At 49.9% G+C, this 20,983-nt stretch carries 17 protein-coding genes; all 17 read left to right on the top strand.

Annotated features, from left to right (window positions below):
* The first annotated feature begins 36 nt into the window (after positions 1–36).
* The gene (mfd, locus tag BAZ21_RS24745; RefSeq protein WP_068505543.1) at positions 37–3,564 is read left to right on the top strand and encodes a transcription-repair coupling factor; all 3,528 of its coding nucleotides are present in this window, start codon (positions 37–39) and stop codon (positions 3,562–3,564) included.
* Positions 3,548–4,666 (top strand): peptidylprolyl isomerase, encoded by a 1,119-nt coding sequence (locus tag BAZ21_RS24750; RefSeq protein ID WP_068505544.1) that lies wholly within the window; start codon positions 3,548–3,550, stop codon positions 4,664–4,666. The genes mfd and BAZ21_RS24750 overlap by 17 nt, the downstream gene beginning before the upstream one ends.
* Positions 4,667–4,833: 167 nt before the next feature.
* Positions 4,834–5,376 (top strand): stage V sporulation protein T, encoded by a 543-nt coding sequence (spoVT, locus tag BAZ21_RS24755; RefSeq protein ID WP_068505545.1) that lies wholly within the window; start codon positions 4,834–4,836, stop codon positions 5,374–5,376.
* 142 nt (positions 5,377–5,518) lie between these two features.
* Positions 5,519–7,324: a putative polysaccharide biosynthesis protein gene (locus BAZ21_RS24760; RefSeq protein ID WP_068505546.1), complete on the top strand. Its 1,806-nt coding sequence runs from the start codon at positions 5,519–5,521 to the stop codon at positions 7,322–7,324.
* 155 nt (positions 7,325–7,479) lie between these two features.
* The gene (gene mazG, locus BAZ21_RS24765; RefSeq protein ID WP_068505578.1) at positions 7,480–8,979 is read left to right on the top strand and encodes a nucleoside triphosphate pyrophosphohydrolase; all 1,500 of its coding nucleotides are present in this window, start codon (positions 7,480–7,482) and stop codon (positions 8,977–8,979) included.
* A 363-nt stretch (positions 8,980–9,342) separates the two neighbouring features.
* Entirely contained in the window at positions 9,343–9,615 is a 273-nt protein-coding gene (locus BAZ21_RS24770) for an HU family DNA-binding protein (RefSeq protein ID WP_007428028.1), read from the top strand.
* A complete protein-coding gene (locus BAZ21_RS24775; protein ID WP_007428029.1) occupies positions 9,615–9,893 on the top strand; it encodes an RNA-binding S4 domain-containing protein in 279 nt (92 codons plus the stop codon). The genes BAZ21_RS24770 and BAZ21_RS24775 overlap by 1 nt, the downstream gene beginning before the upstream one ends.
* A 181-nt stretch (positions 9,894–10,074) precedes the next feature.
* On the top strand, positions 10,075–10,359 hold the full coding sequence (gene yabP, locus BAZ21_RS24780; RefSeq protein ID WP_068505547.1) for a sporulation protein YabP: 285 nt from the start codon (positions 10,075–10,077) through the stop codon (positions 10,357–10,359).
* On the top strand, positions 10,356–10,934 hold the full coding sequence (gene yabQ / locus BAZ21_RS24785; protein WP_068505548.1) for a spore cortex biosynthesis protein YabQ: 579 nt from the start codon (positions 10,356–10,358) through the stop codon (positions 10,932–10,934). The genes yabP and yabQ overlap by 4 nt, the downstream gene beginning before the upstream one ends.
* Positions 10,935–10,938: 4 nt before the next feature.
* The gene (locus BAZ21_RS24790; protein WP_007428032.1) at positions 10,939–11,268 is read left to right on the top strand and encodes an FtsB family cell division protein; all 330 of its coding nucleotides are present in this window, start codon (positions 10,939–10,941) and stop codon (positions 11,266–11,268) included.
* Between the two features lie 122 nt (positions 11,269–11,390).
* Positions 11,391–11,909, top strand: coding sequence for a S1 domain-containing RNA-binding protein (locus tag BAZ21_RS24795; RefSeq protein WP_025721295.1), 519 nt, complete (start codon positions 11,391–11,393; stop codon positions 11,907–11,909).
* Positions 11,910–12,413: 504 nt separating this feature from the next.
* Positions 12,414–14,921 (top strand): stage II sporulation protein E, encoded by a 2,508-nt coding sequence (gene spoIIE, locus BAZ21_RS24800; RefSeq protein WP_084011913.1) that lies wholly within the window; start codon positions 12,414–12,416, stop codon positions 14,919–14,921.
* A gap of 126 nt (positions 14,922–15,047) precedes the next feature.
* Entirely contained in the window at positions 15,048–15,797 is a 750-nt protein-coding gene (locus BAZ21_RS24805) for a vWA domain-containing protein (RefSeq protein ID WP_068505549.1), read from the top strand.
* A complete protein-coding gene (locus tag BAZ21_RS24810; protein ID WP_068505550.1) occupies positions 15,781–16,719 on the top strand; it encodes a protein kinase domain-containing protein in 939 nt (312 codons plus the stop codon). The genes BAZ21_RS24805 and BAZ21_RS24810 overlap by 17 nt, the downstream gene beginning before the upstream one ends.
* A 66-nt stretch (positions 16,720–16,785) precedes the next feature.
* The gene (gene tilS, locus BAZ21_RS24815) at positions 16,786–18,234 is read left to right on the top strand and encodes a tRNA lysidine(34) synthetase TilS (protein ID WP_068505551.1); all 1,449 of its coding nucleotides are present in this window, start codon (positions 16,786–16,788) and stop codon (positions 18,232–18,234) included.
* 47 nt (positions 18,235–18,281) lie between these two features.
* Complete coding sequence (gene hpt / locus BAZ21_RS24820; RefSeq protein WP_068505552.1) at positions 18,282–18,821, top strand: hypoxanthine phosphoribosyltransferase; 540 nt, start codon at positions 18,282–18,284, stop codon at positions 18,819–18,821.
* A gap of 97 nt (positions 18,822–18,918) precedes the next feature.
* On the top strand, positions 18,919–20,958 hold the full coding sequence (ftsH, locus tag BAZ21_RS24825) for an ATP-dependent zinc metalloprotease FtsH (RefSeq protein WP_068505553.1): 2,040 nt from the start codon (positions 18,919–18,921) through the stop codon (positions 20,956–20,958).
* The last annotated feature ends 25 nt before the right edge of the window (positions 20,959–20,983 follow it).

The following is a 20,983-nucleotide window of genomic DNA, read 5'->3' on the forward strand; positions in this document are numbered from 1 at the left end:
CATGTAACTATTTATAAGCATAAAGGGGTGCCTTTTTTGTTACAAGCACTTATTCAGGCTTTTACGAAGGATGCTGATTATGCATCCATTGCAGCAGGCATATCATCAGGCATGAAGGAACAGTTGATATCGGGCTTGTCCGGCTCTTCCAGACAGGTACTGATGGCCGCGCTAGCCGAAGATACCGGACGACCGTTGATGGTCATGACGCACAATATGTTTTCCGCTCAAAAAATAGCAGATGATTTGCAGGAAGCGCTTTCTCCTGATCAGGTTTTACTGTATCCTGCTAACGAACTGGTAGCTGCTGAAGCAGCGATATCCAGCCCAGAGACATTAACCCAACGAATTGATGTATTGATACGATGCGCCCAGGGTTTTCGTGGGGTTGTTGTTGTGCCTTTTTCTGGTGTTCGGCGTTTACTGCCGATTCCAGAAACATGGCGTGAGGCTCGTATCGAGCTGAAAGAAGGCGAGACGATTCAGCTAGAGTCGTTTTTGCTGCATATGGTCGAAATGGGATACCAGCGTGTAGAACGTGTAGAGTCACGTGGTGAGATGAGTGTACGCGGGGGAATTATTGATTTCTATCCAATGACAACCCGTTGGGGCTACCGTGTGGAGCTGTTTGATGATGAAATTGACTCCATCCGTATGTTTGATCCACAAGATCAGCGTTCAATAGAAAAGGTGCAGAACGTCATCGTAACACCGTGCAAGGAAGTGATTGCGAGCAACGAGCGTATGGATCAGGCAGCGGATGCCGCTGCGATTCTGCTGGAGGAGCAGCTGGCCAAAATGACCGATCGTCAAGCCAAGCAGCATCTGAAAGAAGAGATCCATCGTGAAATTGAGCTGCTGCGGGAGCATATGTATTTTGACGAAATCTATAAATATATCTCCCTACTGTATCCGGAACGTAAAACCTTGGCGGATTACATGCCGGAGGATACGATTCTGGTGATCGATGAACCGGCGCGAATGCTGGAGACGGCCAAGCAGTTGGAGCGGGATGAGTCTGAATGGAACCTGCATTTGCTTCAAAACGGTAAAACGCTACCGCAACTGGAGCTATCGGATAACTCGGACAATCTGCTATATAATCGAAGATTTCAGACTCTGTTCCTGTCGATCTTCCTTCGCCAGGTTCCGCATACCCAGCCGCAAAATATTTTAAATTTCATTTGCCGGGGCATGCAGGATTTCCACGGTCAAATGAATGTGCTCAAGGCGGAAATGGATCGTTGGCGCAAGGCGGGCACACAGGTGATGATGCTGGCAAGCGGAGAGGAACGTCTGGATCGAATGCGCCGGGTACTTCAAGACTACGGCATTGATGAGCCTACGATGGCTATTGGCAATCTGCAAAGCGGCTTTGAGATGCCATCCATTCATTTGGCGGTCATTACTGAAGGGGAAATGTTCTCCCAGAAGCAGCGCAAAGCGCGTAAACAGGGCCGCCATGTGGACAACGCTGAGCGGATTAAGAGCTATAGCGAGCTGAAGGTGGGCGATTATGTCGTACACCAGAATCATGGGATCGGGAAATACATGGGGATTGGCACGTTGGAGGTTGGCGGCATCCACAAGGATTACATGCACATTCTCTATGCGGGTGGCGATAAGCTGTCTGTGCCGATTGAACAGATTGATCTGATTCAGAAGTATGTTGGCTCGGAGGACAAAGAGCCCAAGATTTATAAGTTGGGCGGCAATGAGTGGACACGAGTTAAAAGCAAGGTGCGCAGCTCGGTTCAGGATATTGCAGATGACTTGATCAAGCTGTATGCAGAGCGTCAATCGGCACCGGGGTTTGCTTTTGAAAAGGATTCACCGGAGCAGCAGGAATTTGAGGATATGTTCCCGTATGAAGAGACCCGTGACCAGGTTCGGGCCATTGAAGAAATTAAGAAGGACATGGAGCAGAGCCGCCCGATGGATCGTTTGCTGTGCGGTGATGTAGGCTACGGCAAGACCGAGGTTGCTATTCGGGCTGCTTTTAAGTCTGCTATTGAGGGCAAACAGGTAGCGATACTGGTACCGACGACGATTTTGGCACAGCAGCACTATGAGACGTTCCGTGAGCGTTTTTCCGGGTATCCGTTCAACATTCAGGTGTTGAGCCGTTTCCGCTCGCGCAAAGAGCAGAATGAGACGACCAAGGGAGTTCGGCAAGGTACGGTTGATATTGTCATTGGTACCCATCGTCTGCTTTCACAGGATCTGGTGTTTAAGGATCTGGGGCTGCTGATTGTCGATGAGGAGCAGCGCTTTGGCGTGACGCACAAGGAAAAGCTGAAAAAGCTGAAAACGAATGTAGACGTGCTGACGTTAACGGCTACGCCTATTCCGCGTACGCTCCATATGTCTATGCTGGGTGTGCGTGACCTGTCGGTCATTGAGACACCGCCTGAAAACCGGTTTCCGGTGCAGACTTATGTGGTTGAGCACAGCCAGACGCTGGTACGCGAGGCTATTGAACGTGAGATGGCACGTGGAGGGCAGGTATACTACCTGTACAATCGTGTGCAGGGCATTCAGGAAATGGCTGCTGAGATCAACGCGCTCGTGCCAGAGGCTAAGGTGGGGGTGGGCCATGGACAGATGTCCGAAACCGAGCTGGAGAAGACCATTTTGGACTTCCTGGATGGTGAATATGATGTATTGGTCAGCACCAGCATTATCGAAACCGGAGTGGATATCCCGAATGTGAATACGCTCATTGTGCATGATGCCGATAAAATGGGCCTGTCCCAGCTTTATCAGCTCCGTGGTCGTGTAGGCCGTTCTAACCGGATCGCCTATGCTTATTTCACGTACCAGCGGGATAAAGTGCTTACGGAAGTGGCGGAGAAGCGCCTACAGTCCATCAAGGAGTTTACAGAGCTGGGCTCCGGATTCAAGATTGCAATGCGCGACTTGTCCATTCGCGGAGCGGGTAACCTGCTGGGTGCAGAGCAGCATGGATTCATCGCATCCGTCGGTTTTGATCTTTATTCACAAATGCTGGCTGAGGAGATTAATAAACGTAAAGTCAGCGTGCTTGGAGAAGAGGATCTGTCGAATCGGACTTGGAGTACGTCGATTGATTTGAGCGTCGATGCTTACCTGCCGGGAGACTATATTTATGACAGCATTCAGAAGATTGAGATTTATAAAAAAGTTGCGGCAGTCAGTACCTTTGACGAGGCTTCCGAGCTGGAGGATGAGTTGGTCGATCGGTTTGGCGATCTGCCGGAGGCAGTGCGTCATTTGCTGGCCGTGGCTCGTCTCAAGGTATATGGGCGGATGTATGGCATCGAGTCCATTGTCCAACGGGATGACAATATGGTGTTGAAATTCCACGAAGGGCGCCAGCAGGCGCTGCAGACTGCCAGGCTTGCCGAGATTGGCAATCGCTTTGAAAGACGTGTACAATTTGAACAGGGTACTTCTATGAGCGCACGCATAAAGGGTAAAGGTCTGAACGATGCACAACTGCTAGAACTGCTGGAGGAATTTTTGAGTGCATTGAAAGAAGCATTCACATTGAAGGAGGAACTGCAAAATGTCTCAACTAAATAAAAGGAAACCTTGGAGAATGCTCTCCTTGGGCATGGCAGCGCTGCTGGCTATATCCGTGCTGGCGGCATGTACAAAGCAAGCTGATGAGAGTAAGGTCAAGGACGAGCCGAAGGACAACAGTACGGTTGTCGCGACCTATACGGGAGGAACCATTACAGAAGCGGAATTTAATCGTGCGATTAGTATGGTGAAATTCCTTTCGCCAGAGTATGAGTCTGTTATTAGCTCCGAACCAATGCGTGAACAAGTTGTGAAGCAAGAAGTGTTGTACAAGCTACTGGTTGCCAAGGCAGATGCTAAGGCCAAGGAGGAGGGGGCTAAAAATGGAAATGAGCAATTTGAGCAGTATAAAAAGTCCCTTGGTGATGCTAAGTTTAAGTCATCTTTAAATGAACAAAAGTTGACCGAGCAAGATGTAAAAGATTACTTTACCCGTATAATGACCGTTATTTCCAGTGAAGCTAACAAAGTAACAGACGATCAGTTGAAACAGGAATTTGAGAAAAATAAAGATCAATTCACGACCGCAAGCGTGCGCCATGTATTGATTAATTTCACAGATCCAAAAACGAACAAAGAACGTAAAAAGGAAGATGCTCTCAAGCTGGCCAAGGAAGTGAAGGCGAAGCTGGACGGAGGAGCAGATTTTGCGACAATTGCCAAGAAATATTCAGAGGACCCAGGCTCTGCGTCTAATGGCGGTCTGTATGAAAATGCGTCCGTAGCGCAATGGGTGCCTGCTTTTAAAAAGGCAGCCGAAACCCAGCCGATTAACAAAATCGGTGATCCGGTGGAAACGGAATATGGATATCACATCATCAAAGTGGAATCCCGCAATGAGCCGACGTTTGATAAATTGAAGGACAACGAAAAAGAGGCCTTAAAAAGTAAATTAGTGGGAGATAGCGTTCAAAACTTCATGACACAGGATTTACCGAAGCTTAATTTGAAAATCAATCTGCCGAAGGCACCTGCTGCGGAAGAGAAAAGCGGCACCACTCCGGGCACAGGCAGCACGACTGCGCCAAGCGGAACAACGGGTGGTACCAGCGATACCAAGGCAGGAACAGCTAAAGATGGGGCTACAAACGAAGGTAAATAACTGAACATGCATAAGGAATTGGGAACAGATGAATACTATGGTCAGATATCACCATAAACACCATGACCGTGACGTTCTTCGTGACCGCTTCCGGGGGAGCGGAAGCGTCTTTCGATACCGTCAGTAGTTGACTAAATTCTTCTTGGGAAAGTGGGGCAACATGTGAAATGAAAGCTACTGGTATAGTTCGCCGTATTGATGACCTTGGGCGTGTAGTTATTCCGAAGGAAATTCGCCGCACCTTGAGAATTCGTGAAGGAGATCCGCTTGAGATCTTTGTGGATCGTGACGGAGAAGTCATTTTGAAAAAATATTCACCTATCGGTGAGCTTGGTGATTTCGCCAAAGAATATGCTGAGTCCCTGTTTGAAAGCACAGGCCATATTACGATGATTACCGATCGAGACACCATTATTACGGTGGCTGGAGGCTCCAAAAAGGAGTTTTTGGACAAGCCGATTGGCAGCATTATCGAAAATAGTATGGATAATCGCAAAACGGTGCTGGAAACAGCCAGCGGCTCCTATGAGCTAACTCGTGACCACGAAGAAACAATCTCGTCCTTTGTGACGGCTCCCATTGTTTCCGGTGGTGATCCCATTGGTTCGGTTATTTTGCTGAACAAGGACGAGAATGTAAAAATGTCCGAAATGGAGATCAAAATGGCTGAAACGGCCGCTGGCTTCCTGGGCAAGCAAATGGAACAGTAACACCCCGTTTCACCCCCTGTATGGCGTACAGGATGGCGAAAGCCGTCCTCCGTTGTACAGGGTTTTTTTTCTTTCCGGGAGAAGAGGCGGTATAATAGGAATCGTGTAAGATGCATATTTCAGGTAGGAGTGGAGACGGGGAATGCAGGAAAATCGCGCCGCTTCGCGGCTGCTACGGGGTGCTGTCATTTTGACACTGGCGGCAGTAGCGAGCAAGCTGATCGGTACTTTGCAAAAAATTCCGCTACAAAATATCGGTGGCGACGGTGTGTTTGGTATTTATAATACGGTTTATCCCTTTTATACGCTGTTAATTACCATTGCAGCTGCCGGATTTCCAGCAGCGATATCAAAATTTGTAGCTGAGTATGAGGCGGTGGGAAACCGGGCAGCAGGGCAAAGGATTGCTCGGTTATCTTCGCTGGTATTGAGCATCTTCGGTTTGATTCTGGGAGTGCTGATGTATACGTGTGCCCCGTTAATCAGTCTGTGGATCGATAACGCTCATGTCATTCCATCGGTGAGGGCGGCGGCGTTTGCCTTTTTGTTCGTGCCGGTTATGGCAGGGCTGAGAGGATATTTTCAAGGCTTGCAAAATATGATCCCGACCGCTGTCTCCCAAGTGACGGAGCAGGCGGTACGGGTCAGTGTGATGATCGTACTGCTGCTGCTCATGCTGTCGCAGGGAGCGGGGGCGGATATGATTGCCGCTGGAGCTGTGTTTGGTTCAGCCGCTGGCGGTGCAGCGGGTTTGGTCGTCATGCTGTTATTCTGGCGCAACCACAGGAAGAAGCTCACAAGGCAGGAGAAGCTGTCTGAGCAGGCTTCGCGGCCTGTGGGGAAGATCGAGCAGATGGGCATACAGGAGACTGCGACAGGACATGCTGGTGCCCCAGAAAGAACAGCGGATGATGTGGCGAGTGGCAGTCGTGCTGTCGTATCAGGTGTGCTGGAGAGTGCAGCCGGGGCAGTGAGGGAACAGGCTGGAGAAGCCCAGCGAACCGAGAGCTGCGGCTTTTTGCTAAAAGCATTGCTGCGTTATGCCTTGCCTGTGTGCCTTGGAGCACTGGCCGTTCCGTTAATTAACCTGGTAGACACGTTCACCGTCCCCCGTTTGTTAAAGCAGGAGGGCCTGGACGATACGGCGGCTATGGTGGCCTTCGGCGTCTATAACCGGGGTCTGCCGCTGGTGCAACTGGTCATGATGTTTGCCACTACCCTGTCGGCATTGTTCATTCCATCGCTGGCAGAGGCGCGGGTGACCGGCGGCACGGAGCTGGCGCGTCGCCAGTGCGAGCAATCGCTGCGCTGGTTTTGGCTGCTGGGGCTGGCCGCTGCGACAGGTCTGATCGTGCTGGCCGTGCCCGTTAATGTGATGCTGTACGCGGACAGTACCGGCAGCGAGATCATGCGCTGGATGGCGCTGACCGCCGTAGGCGGCACGCTCAGCATCATCTCGGCGGCCCTGCTGCAAGGGCTTGGCGCAGTTCGCGCGCCAGCTCTGGCGATGCTCGCTGCCACCGCAGCCAAGGCCTTGCTGAACTGGCTGCTTGTGCCGCAGCTCGGCACGGCTGGAGCCGCCATCGCGGGAGCCGCCGCCTATCTGCTGGCGGCGGTGATCAACATCGCGCTGCTGGCCCGCCTCGTGGGCTTGCGCGGAAGCTGGTCCGCCAGCGTGCTCAAGCCGGCGGCTCTGTTGGCCGCCTTGGCCTGTGCGGCTGTGGCGGCTTCCTGGGGCACCGGCGCTGTGCTGGGTGCCTTGGGATGGGCTGCTGGTGGCCGTGCCACAGCAGCAGCGGAAAGCCTGCTGGGCGTAGCTGCAGGCGCCTTGGTGTTCGTGATCGGCCTCGCTCGCTTGAGGCTGATCACGGAGGCCGAGCTTGTGGCGGTGCCCAAGCTCGGACGCCCGCTGGCAGCCGCGCTGCGGCGGCTGCGCGTGCTGGCGTAGCCTTGGCCGTGCCGCTTGCGGAGCGGAGCGGCACGGTCACTTTACGAGTCTATACAACTTTGTGATATAGTAAATGACAAAGAAAGGAAGCGGAAGTGGGATGCGCTGTGTATTTTTCGGAGCATGCCTTGTTTCTGCGGAACGGAGGATGGGATATGAGCGTAACATTAACGGTCGTAGGCTTGGGCTCGGGAGATCCCGATCAGCTTACGATAGGGATATTGAACAAAATGCGGGATGCTTCAGCGCTGTACCTGCGGACAAGGGAGCATCCGGCGGTTAAAGTGCTGGATGAGTTTGAAGTGGCTTTTGAGTCGTTTGACACGGTGTATGAGACAAAGGAATCTTTTCCAGAAGTATATGAGGAAATTACCAGTCAATTGATCGCAACGGCTGCCAAGGCGGTGGACGGAAGCGAAATTGTCTATGCTGTTCCCGGTCACCCGATGGTGGCGGAAGCAGCGGTACAGCTGCTCAAGGAACGTTGTCCCGGGGAAGGCATCAAGCTGAACATCCTGGGCGGCGAAAGCTTTCTGGATGAAGCTTTTGTACGACTTGGATTTGATCCGATTGAGGGTTTCCAGTTGCTGGATGCGGGAACACTGGATGCGGGCTGGCTTCAGCCTCAGCTACACACGCTGATCGGACAAGTATATGACACCTTTACTGCATCCGATGTAAAGCTGTGCTTGATGGAACGTTATCCTGACGATTATGAAGTGTATGTCGGCCACGCTCTTGGGGTGGAAGGTGAGGAAGCGGTACATAAGGTGCCTCTGTACGAGCTGGATCGGGTGGAGGGCTACGGAAACCTGTCCCTGGTGTACATACCACGTAGTGAGGATGAGACGCTCAAGCGTCGATCCTTTGATCGTCTGCACGAGATTGTCGATATTTTACGCAGCCCGGAAGGGTGTCCGTGGGATCGTGAACAGACCCATCAGTCCATCCGCAAAAATCTGATCGAGGAAACGTATGAAGTCATCGAAACGATAGATGAGGATGACCCTGAGCATATGAAGGAGGAGCTGGGCGATTTGCTGCTGCAAATTTTGCTGCATGCCCAAATGGAAGAGGAAGTTGGAACCTTCAATGTGTATGACGTGATTCAAGGGCTGAATGATAAGCTCATTTTCCGCCATCCGCACGTATTTGGCGACAATCAGGCGAATGATGCGGAAGAGGCGCTGCAAAACTGGGAGCAGATGAAAGCTGAGGAAAAACGGCTTAAAGGGGCAGCATCTGCACAGCCTTCTGTACTCGATGGTGTTCCACGTGATTTGCCTGCGCTCATGAAATCGTACAAGCTTCAGAAGAAAGCAGCTAAAGTAGGCTTCAACTGGGATGGCATTGAAGGTGTATTTGACAAACTGGACGAAGAAGTGGCTGAATTGAAGGAAGCAGTCCGTGAAGGACATTCCGTAGAAGCACAGTTGCTGGAGCTGGGTGATGTATTATTCGTTGCTGTGAATGCAGCCCGATTTATGGGAGTAGACCCGGAAGAGGCGTTGTCTGCCACGAATCGAAAATTTGTAAAACGATTCCAGTATATTGAGCAAAAATTACGTGAGCAGGGACGTCGTCCTGAGGACAGCAGCGTAGAAGAAATGGAAATCTACTGGCAAGAGGCTAAAAAGCTCCCTGATAGAGCTTAGTTATGCCGTTCCTTTGCACCATGCTCCGGTGCAGGGTTGAAAATATACCCGGCTTGAAGGCATACTGATTTCGAGGCATCCCGGTTTAAAAGCACAGCGGGTTTGTGAAGACTTGCCAATGGGGAGCGTTTTGTAGTAGGATGTTGGCTTAACTGGGGTCCAATAAAAAAACACCTGCCATAGCAGGATTTTTAGGGACAAGCCAGAATAACTTGTAGTAATTCTGAAAATAACTGTAGCTTACAGACAAACGTGCTACAGTTGAATTCAGAGAGGCTTCGGCCGCAGTTTGACCTCACGTCTGCTCCATATATGGACATGCAGCGTGATGATTATTTTTTGACATTTGGGAGGCTTTTATCTATGAACAAGACAGATTTGATCAACAATATTTCCAGCAAAAGCGGTTTGAGCAAACGTGACGTTGAAGCTGTATTGAATGGCGTTCTTGGTGAAATTACAGATGCACTCGCTAGTGGCGACAAAGTGCAACTGATCGGCTTTGGTACTTTTGAAACGCGCAAGCGTTCCAGCCGTACAGGCCGCAACCCACAAACCGGTAACACGATTGAAATTCCAGAATCGACCGTTCCTGCTTTTAAAGCCGGTAATAAGCTTAAAGAAGCCGTCAACTAATGCGTCTTGATAAATTCTTGAAAGTCTCGCGGCTGATTAAGCGGCGTACTGTAGCCAAGGATGTCTCCGAACAGGGGAGAGTGGTGGTGAACGGACGCGAAGCCAAGCCAAGCAGTGCGGTCAAAGTAGGCGATGAGATCACCGTCCAATTTGGCCAAAAGCTGGTGACTGTGCGAGTGGAACGGCTCGCCGACACCACACGCAAGGACGAGGCTGCAAGTATGTACACTTTGGTGAAAGAAGAGCCTATCGCCAGGGAGAACGGTTTGAACTGGTAAGCAGGCATCGGATTTTCTCATCACGCTGTACATGAAAGCACTTCTTCATCATTTGATGAAGGGGTGCTTTTTTCTGTAGATGATAAGCTTTCTACTGCAAAGTATGCTGATGTAGAGCAAAAGCAGTTCTAAATCATATGGCCCCTCTCATAAGCTAAGAACAGAAGGAGGGGTACATGCCATGATTGAACAAGGGAAGCCCAAGCACCACGATCTGCGCATGCAAGGCCGCAAACAGCTCGATATTTCAGGCGTCAGCAATGTGGAGAGCTTTGACAGTGAAGAGTTTCTGCTTCAGACCGAGCTGGGCCATCTCACCATTCGCGGACAACATTTACATATCAAAAACCTCAGTTTGGAAGAGGGGCTGCTGTCCATTGAAGGTCAGATTCATTCCCTCGTCTACCTGGAGCCCGGGGCCCCAGCCAAAAATGGAAAAGGCCTATTCGGCAAGCTCTTCAAATGAACCCTTACACACAATGGCTGACGTTGACGTGGATGCTGCTGTCGGGCATAGCCATGGGAGTGGTGTTTGACAGCTACCGGGTGCTGTCCATCCGCTTTCATTTTGCCCGTTGGAGCGTTCATATGTTGGACGTGCTGTACTGGGTGGCCTCGGCGCTGTTTATTTTCCGTGTGCTGTACGCGAGTAATCGCGGTGAGCTGCGGTTTTATGTCTTTTTAGGACTACTTTTGGGGGTTTGGCTCTATTTTTGGGCCTTTAGTGTTACAACCCAACGTTTTGTGGTAATGTTATTAGAGATCGTCCGCAGACTGACGTTGATCGTGAACAGCATACTGCGCATCCTGATTGTTCTTCCGGTGTTGGCGCTGTATCGGCTGGTACGCAAGCTGGTCGGATGGACATGGGCACTTATCGTGTTCCTGGGAAGGATGCTGATATACATCTTGATGCCAGTTTGGAAGCCGATTCTATGGCTAATCGGTCCGCTCAAAGCGCGCTGGAAGACTCCAGAGCCACTCGTGAAGCTCGGCATCAGATTGAAAAACACAGCAAAAAAATGGTTTGGAAGGAGGTAGTATCATGCGTAATTCGTCTGTAGATCGCCATTCATCTCCTACGTCCAAGTCCAACGCGGGCGGGCGCAGGCGAATCATGATTTGGTTGCTATCGCTTGCCGCCTTTGGTAGTTGGGCCATTTTCACCTTTTTTTCTCAAGAGATGACTATGGCTGATCGAAGTGAACAGCTCACCCAGAAGGAAAAGCAGAAGCAAGCTGCTACACAAACAGAACAACAGCTTCAAACCGAAGTGAATCGTCTCAAGGACCCCGAATACATTGGAGAGATTGCCAGAAGCAAATATGGTCTCTACAAACCGGAAGAGACGCCGATCATCGGAGATCAGAAATAGGAGCATGATCGGGCCAATGCTTAGTTGACCTTAGTTCCGCCATTTTGTATAATCAAATCACCACAGCGGGATTTTTTTGCAAAAAATCGGTTGTATATTTTAAGGGAGGATCATTTTATTCTATGGCAATTGAAGTGGGCACCAAGTTAGAGGGCAAAGTGACAGGCATCACGCATTTTGGAGCATTTGTGGATTTGTCTGGAGGTGTCACGGGTCTCGTTCACATCTCGGAAATCGCCGATAACTACGTTAAGGATGTTAACGACCACCTGAAGATTAATGATGTCGTGACGGTGAAAGTCATTAATGTTGACAAAGATGGCAAAATTGGACTTTCCATTAAGCAAACGATTGACAAGCCGGCAAGTGAAGCCCGTCCGCCAAGAGCTCCAAGACCGGAGCGTACAGGAGGAACAGGTGGAGGAGACCGTTTCGGCGGTGGAGGTTCAGGTCCAAGTCAAGGACGCGGTGGTGGTGGTTTCAACCGTGATCGTGGAGGCCGTTCTTTCAAGCCTGCACCGGGTAAACCTTCATTTGAGGATAAAATGTCACGCTTCCTGAAAGATAGTGAGGAACGCATTTCGTCGCTGAAAAAGAACACCGAGGGTAAACGCGGAGGACGCGGCGCGAAGCGTGTTTAGTTCACTTTGACAACCGTATCAACCATACACGGAAAACCGTACAGTCGAAAGACTGCTACGGTTTTTTTGCGTTTTACCGACAGCACATGAGGCAGGCAAGCGCTGCAGAGGATACAGACAGCTGTCAGTCTGCGAGCATATGATGAGAATCATGATTTGTTGAACAACCGAAGAACAATTGTACTGGAAAGTGTATGTTTTTTTTGTCGTGTCCACCTAATCGTCCGACAAACTCCAACGGTTTTCCGTCTATCTTCTGTGCAAATCGCTAGTTTGGACGTAGTAATGGACGACAGGGAGAGGCTGTGCAAGTGAAGGATTGGTGCAACTTCCATCCGCTTCCATACGCGTGTAGCCTGATTTTCAGGCCGATGCTCTGCCCTTTCGCGCAGAACGTTTTTTTGTCGGAAATTTCTTGGAATAAGGCGTGAGGTTCTGACAAACTTTCTCAATCGTTCCGGTTTAAGATGGGAACATCAAATTGATGAATGGGGTGCCTGACGCATGATGGAGAAATGGAACGTGGTACAATTTCCGGGTTTGAAATCTAGAAAGTCCAGATCCAAAGAACGTACGGAAGGTTGGACTTCCAGACTCAAGAAGCGGCTGGATTCACATAAAGCGGTGCAATGGGTCATGGCGCAAAGATGGATGCTGCTATTGTCGGCTATGGGACTTTTGCTGGGGCGCGCCATGATTTTGGACGAGCTTTCTCCTTTTGCCCTCGCTTATTTTGCGGTCATTACATTCCTTCGCCGTGATCTGATGCTGCCTATAGCTGTATCGGTATTGCTGGGCAGTTTGTTGGCTCCCTATCCATCGTTGTTCATGATTGGAGGTGAGCTGATTGTATTTTATCTCTTGTTTCGCGGGCTGCGAGCCTTTGATCGTCTGGAATTATCCTATGCCCCGCTGATGGTTTTCCTGTCTGTGTTCATGGTCAATTTATTTAACGCTGTGATGGCTCCGTCGTTCACATGGTATGATCTTGTCATTGTGGGAACGGATGCGGTTCTCAGCTTTATGCTTACACTGGTGTTCACGCAAGCGATTCCATTGTTTACGTACCGAAAAAAGACAAGCCAGCTCAAAAATGAGGAAATTTTGTGTCTCATTATTTTACTGGCCTCTGTTATGACAGGAGCGGTAGGATGGACCATTCATTCACTGTCTGTCGATCATGTCCTGTCACGATATTTGGTCTTGGTGTTTGCTTTGGTTGGAGGCGCTTCACTAGGTGCTTCGGTTGGTGTGATTACCGGCTTAATTCTAAGCTTGGCCAATATGTCTGCGATTGTGCAGATGAGCTTGCTTGCTTTTGCAGGCTTGCTGGCAGGGATGCTGCGTGAAGGACGAAAGGGTGCTGTTGCACTCGGGATGCTGCTGGGCTCTTCCATTTTAACGATCTATCTGGATGGGACCGGAGATGTGCTGACATCGACCTGGGAGAGCTGTGCGGCCATTTTATTATTTTTAATAACCCCAAAAAGTTTCTTTAAAGCGATTTCTACCTATGTTCCCGGTACACAGGATCACGCCAATTCCCAGCATGAATACGCCAAAAGGGTTCGTGACCTCACCGCAGAGCGGGTGACGAAATTTTCCCGCGTGTTCAGTCAATTATCCCGTAGCTTTCATCAGATATCTGCGAGTGAGGGCGCAAAGCCGGACGGAGAAATTGAGCATTTTATGAACGCCGTAGCGGAAGGCACGTGCGCCTCCTGCTTTAAGTGCGAGCAGTGCTGGGACAGCAAGTTTATGCAAACTCATCAGTATATGACGGAAATGATGAGCGCCATCGAGGATAACCCCGATTTGGAGCCGGAGCAGATGCCGCCGCAATGGAGCAAGGCATGCGCCAAAACGGGCGCTGTACTGCAGGTGATGAAGCAGCAATATAGTCTCTATCAGCATAATATGCAGTGGAAGCGCCAAGTATACGACAGTCGTCAGCTTGTTGCTGACCAGCTATCAGGCGTATCACAAATTATGGAGGATTTGGCGCGGGAAATTCAGCGCGAAGGACAGACCATGCATCGGCAGGAAGAGCAAATACGGGAGGCGCTTGAGCGGCTCGGCTTGTCCATCCAATCGATTGAGATTATTAATCTGGACGCGGGTCAGGTAGAAATCGAGATTGTCCATGCCTATACAAGGGGATTCGATGAATGTCGGAAAATCATTGCTCCACTGCTGTCGGACATATTGGACGAGCATATTGCCGTGATGCGCGAAACGGCGGCAGATCGCCGCCAGGGCTTGGCCACCGTCATGTTTGGCTCTGCCAAGACGTATGAGGTGGCTACAGGAGTAGCCAGTGCCGCCAAGGGAGGAGATTTTTTCTCAGGAGACAGCTATAGCACCATGGAGCTGGGAAACGGGACCTTTGCAGTCTCCTTGAGCGATGGGATGGGGAATGGGGAGCGTGCGCAGCAGGAGAGCAGCGCGGCTCTAAATATTTTGGAGGAATTACTACAATCGGGGATGGATGAAAAATTGGCGATCAAGTCGGTTAACTCTGTCCTGATGCTGCGATCACCCGAGGAAATGTACGCCACCGTCGATATGGCGCTGATTGACCAGTATACGGCCCGAACGACCTTCATGAAGATTGGGTCTACGCCGAGCTTTATTAAAAGGGGGGAGGAGGTCATTCCTGTATCTGCCAGTAATTTGCCAATTGGCATTATACAGGATATTGAGGTGGATTTGGTGTCGCTTCAGCTAGAGCCGGGTGATATTCTCATCATGATTACAGACGGTATATACGATTCGCCTGGTTATGCGGTCAATAAGGAAATATGGATGAAGCGCATGATTCAGGAAATTGAGAGTGATGATCCGCAGCAGCTGGCCGATTGCTTGTTGGAACGGGTTATCCGTTACCAGCAAAATCAAATCTATGATGATATGACGGTTGTTGTTAGTAAAATAGATCATTACCGTCCAGAGTGGGCGACCCTTCATGTACCGGGTATAAGCTGGGCGGAGCGTCCACGGACGGTGAGTTAAACCGACATTGCCCGGGAAATTCCCTTCTCGCTTTTAAAAATCCGCATTCTTCGTTTGAATCGTTCCGGAATAGGCAAAGATAGAATCTATCGGGATAGATTAAGAGGAAGCGGAGGTCAAAAAGCGATGAAGCAAATTTTGATCATTACAGATGGATGTTCCAATGTAGGTGTAAGTCCGGTCATAGCGGCAGCTCAGGCTCTACAGGAAGGCATTACAGTGAATGTCGCCGGAGTCATAGATTATGGAACCATAGGCGAGCTTGGCAGTACGGAGATTCGGGAAATTGCTAAAGCTGGAGGAGGATTCAGCCAAATCGTAGGCACGAAGCAGCTGGCCCAGACCATGCAGATGATGACGCGTAAAACGGTGGTTCAAACGATTCAGCAGGCGGTTAATAGAGAGTTAACGCATATTTTGGGTGAGGGGGGCGCCCGGCATATCGGTGAGCTGCCTCCGGCCAAACGGGCTCAGGTGGTGGAGGTGATGGACGAACTGACAGAGACCAGCACCCTGGAAATTGCTTTACTCATTGATGCCAGTGCGAGCATGAAGCCCAAACTTCCTGCTGTAGAGGACAGCATTCGCGATTTGCTGCTCAGTTTGCAGTCCAGGAGTGGACTCAGCCGCATATCTGTATTTCATTTTCCGGGCGGCCGCATGGGTGAAGACGTGGTTATGGATATCGGCTGGACCTCTGAGCTCAGCCAGATCAAATCGCTATTCGGACGTCTGCGGATGAAAGGAGCGACGCCGACAGGTCCAGCCATTTTACAAGTGATTGATTATTACCGATATGTTACACTAGAGGAACAGAAAGATATGGAAGAATCCTATGATAAAGGAGAAGGGATGCTCGGTGACTACGTCGTCTGATCCCGTTCTTGCACCCGGAACGGTCATCAAGGGCAAGTGGAAGCGGAGCAGCTATGTCATTCAGCGCCTGCTGGGCCGGGGAGCGAACGGAACTGTATATTTGGTAAAAGAAGCGCAGGCCGATCGGCAATTTGCTCTGAAAATGGGAAGAAACACGCTGGATCTGCAATCAGAGATTAATGTGCTGACTACATTGCAGTCTCAGGGGACCAAGGCGATATTCCAAAAAAATGGGAATCCTTCCTTTTTGTTTGAAGTAGACGATGTGGTGTTACGCAGTGGAGAGATTCCCTTTTATGTCATGCGATACGTCAAGGGCGATCCGCTTCATCGTTTTGTTGCAGCCAAAGGGGCGGAATGGTACGGTGTAGCTGGAACCGGTATCCTCAATCGTCTGGCGGAACTGCATCAGGCGGGATGGGTGTTTGGCGACCTGAAGCCGCAAAATATTTTGGTCAATGCCTATGGAGAAGCCGAATTAATTGATTATGGCGGAGTATCTCTTGCAGGCAGGAGTGTAAAACAATTTACAGAATGGTATGACAGAGGATTCTGGAATGCTGGCAACCGAAACGCCGATCCCCAGTATGACCTGTTTGCCTTTGCTCTTCTAACGATTCATATATTGGAGGGCGAACTGTTAAAGGCTGCTGCGAGCAGGTTGCCACAGCTACGCAATACGGCAGAATTGACGGTTATCATTCGCCGCAGCCGCGTATTGCGTCCCTATGCCGAATGGCTGCTCGGTGCAGTGCGCGGAGAATATTCCGATACTCGTGCAGCGGCCCGATCCTGGTCGCATCTGGCTTCAACACATGTCAGGCAATCGTCGGCCAAACGAGGGAATCCACGCTGGCTGGGATATGCTTTCACGGTCTCACTTTTGCTGCTGGCTGGGGCGCTCTGGATAGCGTTGCGGTAGCGGCATGACTTACATAAGATAACAGATGATCATCATTTTTACGGTCGGGAGAAGAGAGGGTCGTCAATGGGAACAACCAAACCGACCGGTGTTGTACAGGAAGTGCTCGCCCTCGCGCGAGATCATTCACTGTGGAGCCCCGGAGACCGCATTGTGGTTGCTGTATCCGGTGGGCCGGATTCGGTGGCCCTTTTGCACATTTTACATGAAATATCCGTTATACATATGCCTTTGCAGCTCATCTGTGCTCACGTTCATCATGGCTTCAGGCCAGAGGAATCGGATGCGGAGGCTGAAGAGGTACACAGCATAGCCCGAAAGCTGGAAATTCCGTTTGAAATGATTCGGGTTGATGTACCCGTCTATATGAAGGAAAGCGGAAAAGGCCCGCAGGAAGCGGCCCGTGAGCTGCGCTATTCCTTTTTGCATAATACGGCTGCAAAGTGGGGAGCGCAGCATATTGCAATGGCCCACCATGGCGACGATCAGGCCGAAACAGTCCTTTTGCACCTGCTTCGCGGCAGCGGTCCCGCGGGCCTGGCCGGTATGCGATTGGCACGCAGGGAAAAAAATGTGCAACTCATTCGCCCGTTGCTGCGTATGTACAAGGCTGACCTGATTGAGTTTTGCAACTTTTATGGACTTTCCTATGTGACGGACAGCACTAATCTGACCTCCAAATACCGTCGCAACGCTATCCGCATGGATGTGCTTCCTTTTTTGGGGCAATATAATGAGCAACTGACACCATCCCTCAACCGACTGGCCGAAACGATGGCTGAAGAGAATGATTTTATGGAGGCATCTACGCTGTCGGTATACGAGGAATTGGTACGCTTGGATAACGGGAGATACATGTTTTCCATTGCTTCCTATCGCAAGCTACCCGTTGCTTTACAACGGAGGTTGATTAAACTAATATTAAATTATCTGCCTTCGGACAGTGATAATTTTGATTTTCGTAAAATTGAGACCGTTCGACTGAGACTTCTTCAGGAACAACCGTCCACGTGGAGTTTGGACTTGGGAGGCGGTGCGGTTGGAGTCCGCGAATATGACCAAGCGGGGTTGTTTGACCGAACGCAAGGACCTATTGGCGAATGGTGTTATGGACTAGACGTATTGCCTATGTCTGGCGAGCTTGAATTGCCTGAGGCGGGTGGTGTACTTCGGTGGCGAAGAATCTCCTATTCGGATGGACCCTATCCGGCGAATGAGGAGGAAGCATGGTTTGACGCAGATGAATTGAGTTTGCCGTTGACCGTACGCTCACGATTACCTGGAGATGCCATGCATGTCATGGGATTAAACGGAAGAAAAAAGGTTAAAGATATTTTCATTGATGGAAAAATTCCTCCTTCACTACGTTCCGTTATTCCCATCGTCTGTGACCAATCCGGAGCTATTCTCTGGATTCCGGGCGTGCGGCGTTCTGTACATGCCGCAGTGCAAAAGCACACGTCTTCGGTTGTATACATGTCATGGCAAAGACGGAAGAGTCCGGGACACCGATAGTCGCACAGGAACGGCTTTCATAGTATAAACTTAGGAGGTTTACACCGTTGCAGAATGATATTCAGGAAGTATTGATCAGCGAAGAAGAAATTCAGAGTAAAATTAAGGAATTGGGCGCACAGCTCAGCGTAAAATATGAAGGAAAGAATCCATTGGTGATTTGCGTGCTGAAGGGTGCGTTTATCTTTATGGCTGATTTGGTTAAATCCATTACAGTGCCGTTGGAGCTTGATTTCATGGCTGTATCAAGTTACGGAGTGTCCACGAAATCCTCAGGAGTCGTTAAAATCATTAAAGATTTGGACGCATCGGTTGAAGGACGCGACGTTCTGATTGTCGAAGATATTATCGACAGCGGTCTGACGCTGACACATTTGATTGAACTGCTTAAGAACCGTAATGCCAAGTCGGTATGTGTCGTAACCTTGTTCGACAAGCCTGCACGCCGGAGCGTTAATCTTGAAGCGGATTATACCGGATTTACGCTTCCGGATGCATTTGTTGTCGGCTATGGTCTGGATTATGCCGAGCACTACCGGAACCTCCCATACATAGGGATTTTGAAGCCGGAAATCTATACCAGCTAATCTCAGCCTCCAGTCCTAGGACTAAATAAGGCCCTTTGTTGAGAAGGACTTACAGGCTATGGTAAAATAACTTAAGTGTCTCGAGAGGAGGTAGGGGATGAATCGGTTCATCCGGAATTCTGGTTTTTATTTGATTCTTTTTTTAGTTGTGGTGGGTATCGTTCAGTTTGTTAGCAACAGTAACGAAGCCTCCGATCTCCCTAGATATGACCAATTACGGCAAGAGGTTAAAGCGAATAACATCTCTAAAGTAACGGTCCAATTTGACGGTTACGCCTATCTTGTAACCGGTGCATATAAGAAGCAGCCGGCTGATGCTAAATCGATTAATTTTTCCGTATATGTTCCGCCAACGGATCAAGCACTGAGTGAACTGGTTAATGCCAGCGAAACGAACAGGTTTGAATACGTACAGAAGAAGATGGAAGGCGAAAGCATCTGGTTGACGTTTTTGACTTCTATTATTCCTTTGGTGATCATGTTCCTGCTGTTCTTCTTCCTGTTTAATCAGGCGCAGGGCGGCGGCGGCAAAGTTATGAACTTCGGTAAGAGCAAAGCCCGTCTTTATAACGAAGAGAAGAAGAAGGTTACCTTCGAGGACGTGGCCGGGGCTGACGAAGAGAAGCAGGAGCTTGTCGAAGTCGTAGAATTTTTGAAGGACCCGCGCAAGTTCGCTGCTGTGGGCGCTCGTATTCCAAAGGGTGTCCTGTTAGTGGGCCCTCCGGGAACGGGTAAAACACTCTTGGCCAGAGCCGTTGCAGGCGAAGCAGGAGTACCTTTTTTCAGCATTTCGGGTTCTGATTTTGTAGAAATGTTCGTCGGTGTCGGTGCTTCCCGTGTTCGCGATTTGTTTGAAAATGCGAAGAAGAACGCACCATGTATCATTTTCATCGATGAGATTGATGCTGTTGGACGTCAACGTGGTGCCGGATTGGGTGGCGGACACGATGAACGTGAGCAAACGCTCAACCAATTGCTCGTAGAGATGGATGGATTCGGCGCGAACGAAGGTATCATTATCGTAGCGGCTACCAACCGTCCGGATATTCTCGACCCTGCATTGCTTCGTCCGGGACGTTTTGACCGTCAAATTACGGTTGACCGTCCAGACGTTAAAGGCCGCGAAGCTGTATTGCATGTACACGCACGCAACAAGCCGTTGACGAAGGATGTTAAATTGGATGTAATCGCGAAACGCACAACAGGTTTTACAGGTGCTGATCTGGAAAATCTGCTGAACGAAGCTGCTTTGCTGGCAGCCCGTCGTAACCGCAGAGATATTTCGATGCGCGAAGTAGATGAAGCTATCGACCGTGTAATCGTAGGTACAGAAAAACGCAGCCGCGTAATCAGTGACCGCGAGAAACGAATTGTTGCTTACCATGAAGCAGGCCATACGATTATCGGCTACTTCCTGGAAAACGCCGACATGGTTCACAAGGTAACGATCATTCCACGTGGACGTGCAGGCGGGTATGTCATCATGCTTCCGAAGGAAGATCGCATGCTGACGACCAAGCAGGAATTGCTGGACAAAATTACTGGCTTGCTGGGTGGACGTGTATCCGAGGAACTGTTTATCGGCGAAATCGGTACGGGAGCCTACAGTGACTTCCAGCAAGCAACAAGCATCGCACGCAGCATGATTGTGGAATACGGTATGAGTGAGAAGCTCGGTCCAATGCAGTTCGGTACTTCACAAGGTCAGGTTTTCCTTGGACGGGATATCGGTCATGAGCAGAACTACAGTGATCAGATCGCTTATCAGATTGATCAGGAGATGAATCGCTTTATCACTGAATCTTATGAGCGTGCAAGAGAGCTCCTGACCAAGCATTCCAAAGAGGTTCATCTGATCGCTCAAACCCTGTTGCAAGAAGAAACCCTGGAGCTTGAACAAATTAAGCGTTTGATCGAGACAGGTTCTTTGGACGGCAGCACGAATGAGGGTGAAGGAACACCGGAAAAAGGTGAACCTGTGATCGATAACATTGGAGACGTTCGTGTACGTATTCAAGGCAAGGATGACGAGCCTAAGAATACGACGGATCAACCGAATGATATCCCTAATCTGCAGAAGCCAGAGGATGATAACAATTCGGGCAACTCCGGTGGTACTCCACCGACAACAACCTGATCTTCAGGTTGGATAGTTGAATAAG

It is taken from the genome of Paenibacillus kribbensis, from assembly GCF_001705305.1.
GTDB lineage: Bacteria > Bacillota > Bacilli > Paenibacillales > Paenibacillaceae > Paenibacillus > Paenibacillus kribbensis_B.

Coding starts and splice junctions, on each gene's coding strand:
- BAZ21_RS24750 (WP_068505544.1), top strand. CDS start 3,548: ATGTCTCAACTAAATAAAAGGAAACCTTGGAGAATGCTCTCCTTGGGC.
- spoVT (WP_068505545.1), top strand. CDS start 4,834: ATGAAAGCTACTGGTATAGTTCGCCGTATTGATGACCTTGGGCGTGTA.
- BAZ21_RS24760 (WP_068505546.1), top strand. CDS start 5,519: ATGCAGGAAAATCGCGCCGCTTCGCGGCTGCTACGGGGTGCTGTCATT.
- mazG (WP_068505578.1), top strand. CDS start 7,480: ATGAGCGTAACATTAACGGTCGTAGGCTTGGGCTCGGGAGATCCCGAT.
- BAZ21_RS24770 (WP_007428028.1), top strand. CDS start 9,343: ATGAACAAGACAGATTTGATCAACAATATTTCCAGCAAAAGCGGTTTG.
- BAZ21_RS24775 (WP_007428029.1), top strand. CDS start 9,615: ATGCGTCTTGATAAATTCTTGAAAGTCTCGCGGCTGATTAAGCGGCGT.
- yabP (WP_068505547.1), top strand. CDS start 10,075: ATGATTGAACAAGGGAAGCCCAAGCACCACGATCTGCGCATGCAAGGC.
- yabQ (WP_068505548.1), top strand. CDS start 10,356: ATGAACCCTTACACACAATGGCTGACGTTGACGTGGATGCTGCTGTCG.
- BAZ21_RS24790 (WP_007428032.1), top strand. CDS start 10,939: ATGCGTAATTCGTCTGTAGATCGCCATTCATCTCCTACGTCCAAGTCC.
- BAZ21_RS24795 (WP_025721295.1), top strand. CDS start 11,391: ATGGCAATTGAAGTGGGCACCAAGTTAGAGGGCAAAGTGACAGGCATC.
- spoIIE (WP_084011913.1), top strand. CDS start 12,414: ATGATGGAGAAATGGAACGTGGTACAATTTCCGGGTTTGAAATCTAGA.
- BAZ21_RS24805 (WP_068505549.1), top strand. CDS start 15,048: ATGAAGCAAATTTTGATCATTACAGATGGATGTTCCAATGTAGGTGTA.
- tilS (WP_068505551.1), top strand. CDS start 16,786: ATGGGAACAACCAAACCGACCGGTGTTGTACAGGAAGTGCTCGCCCTC.
- ftsH (WP_068505553.1), top strand. CDS start 18,919: ATGAATCGGTTCATCCGGAATTCTGGTTTTTATTTGATTCTTTTTTTA.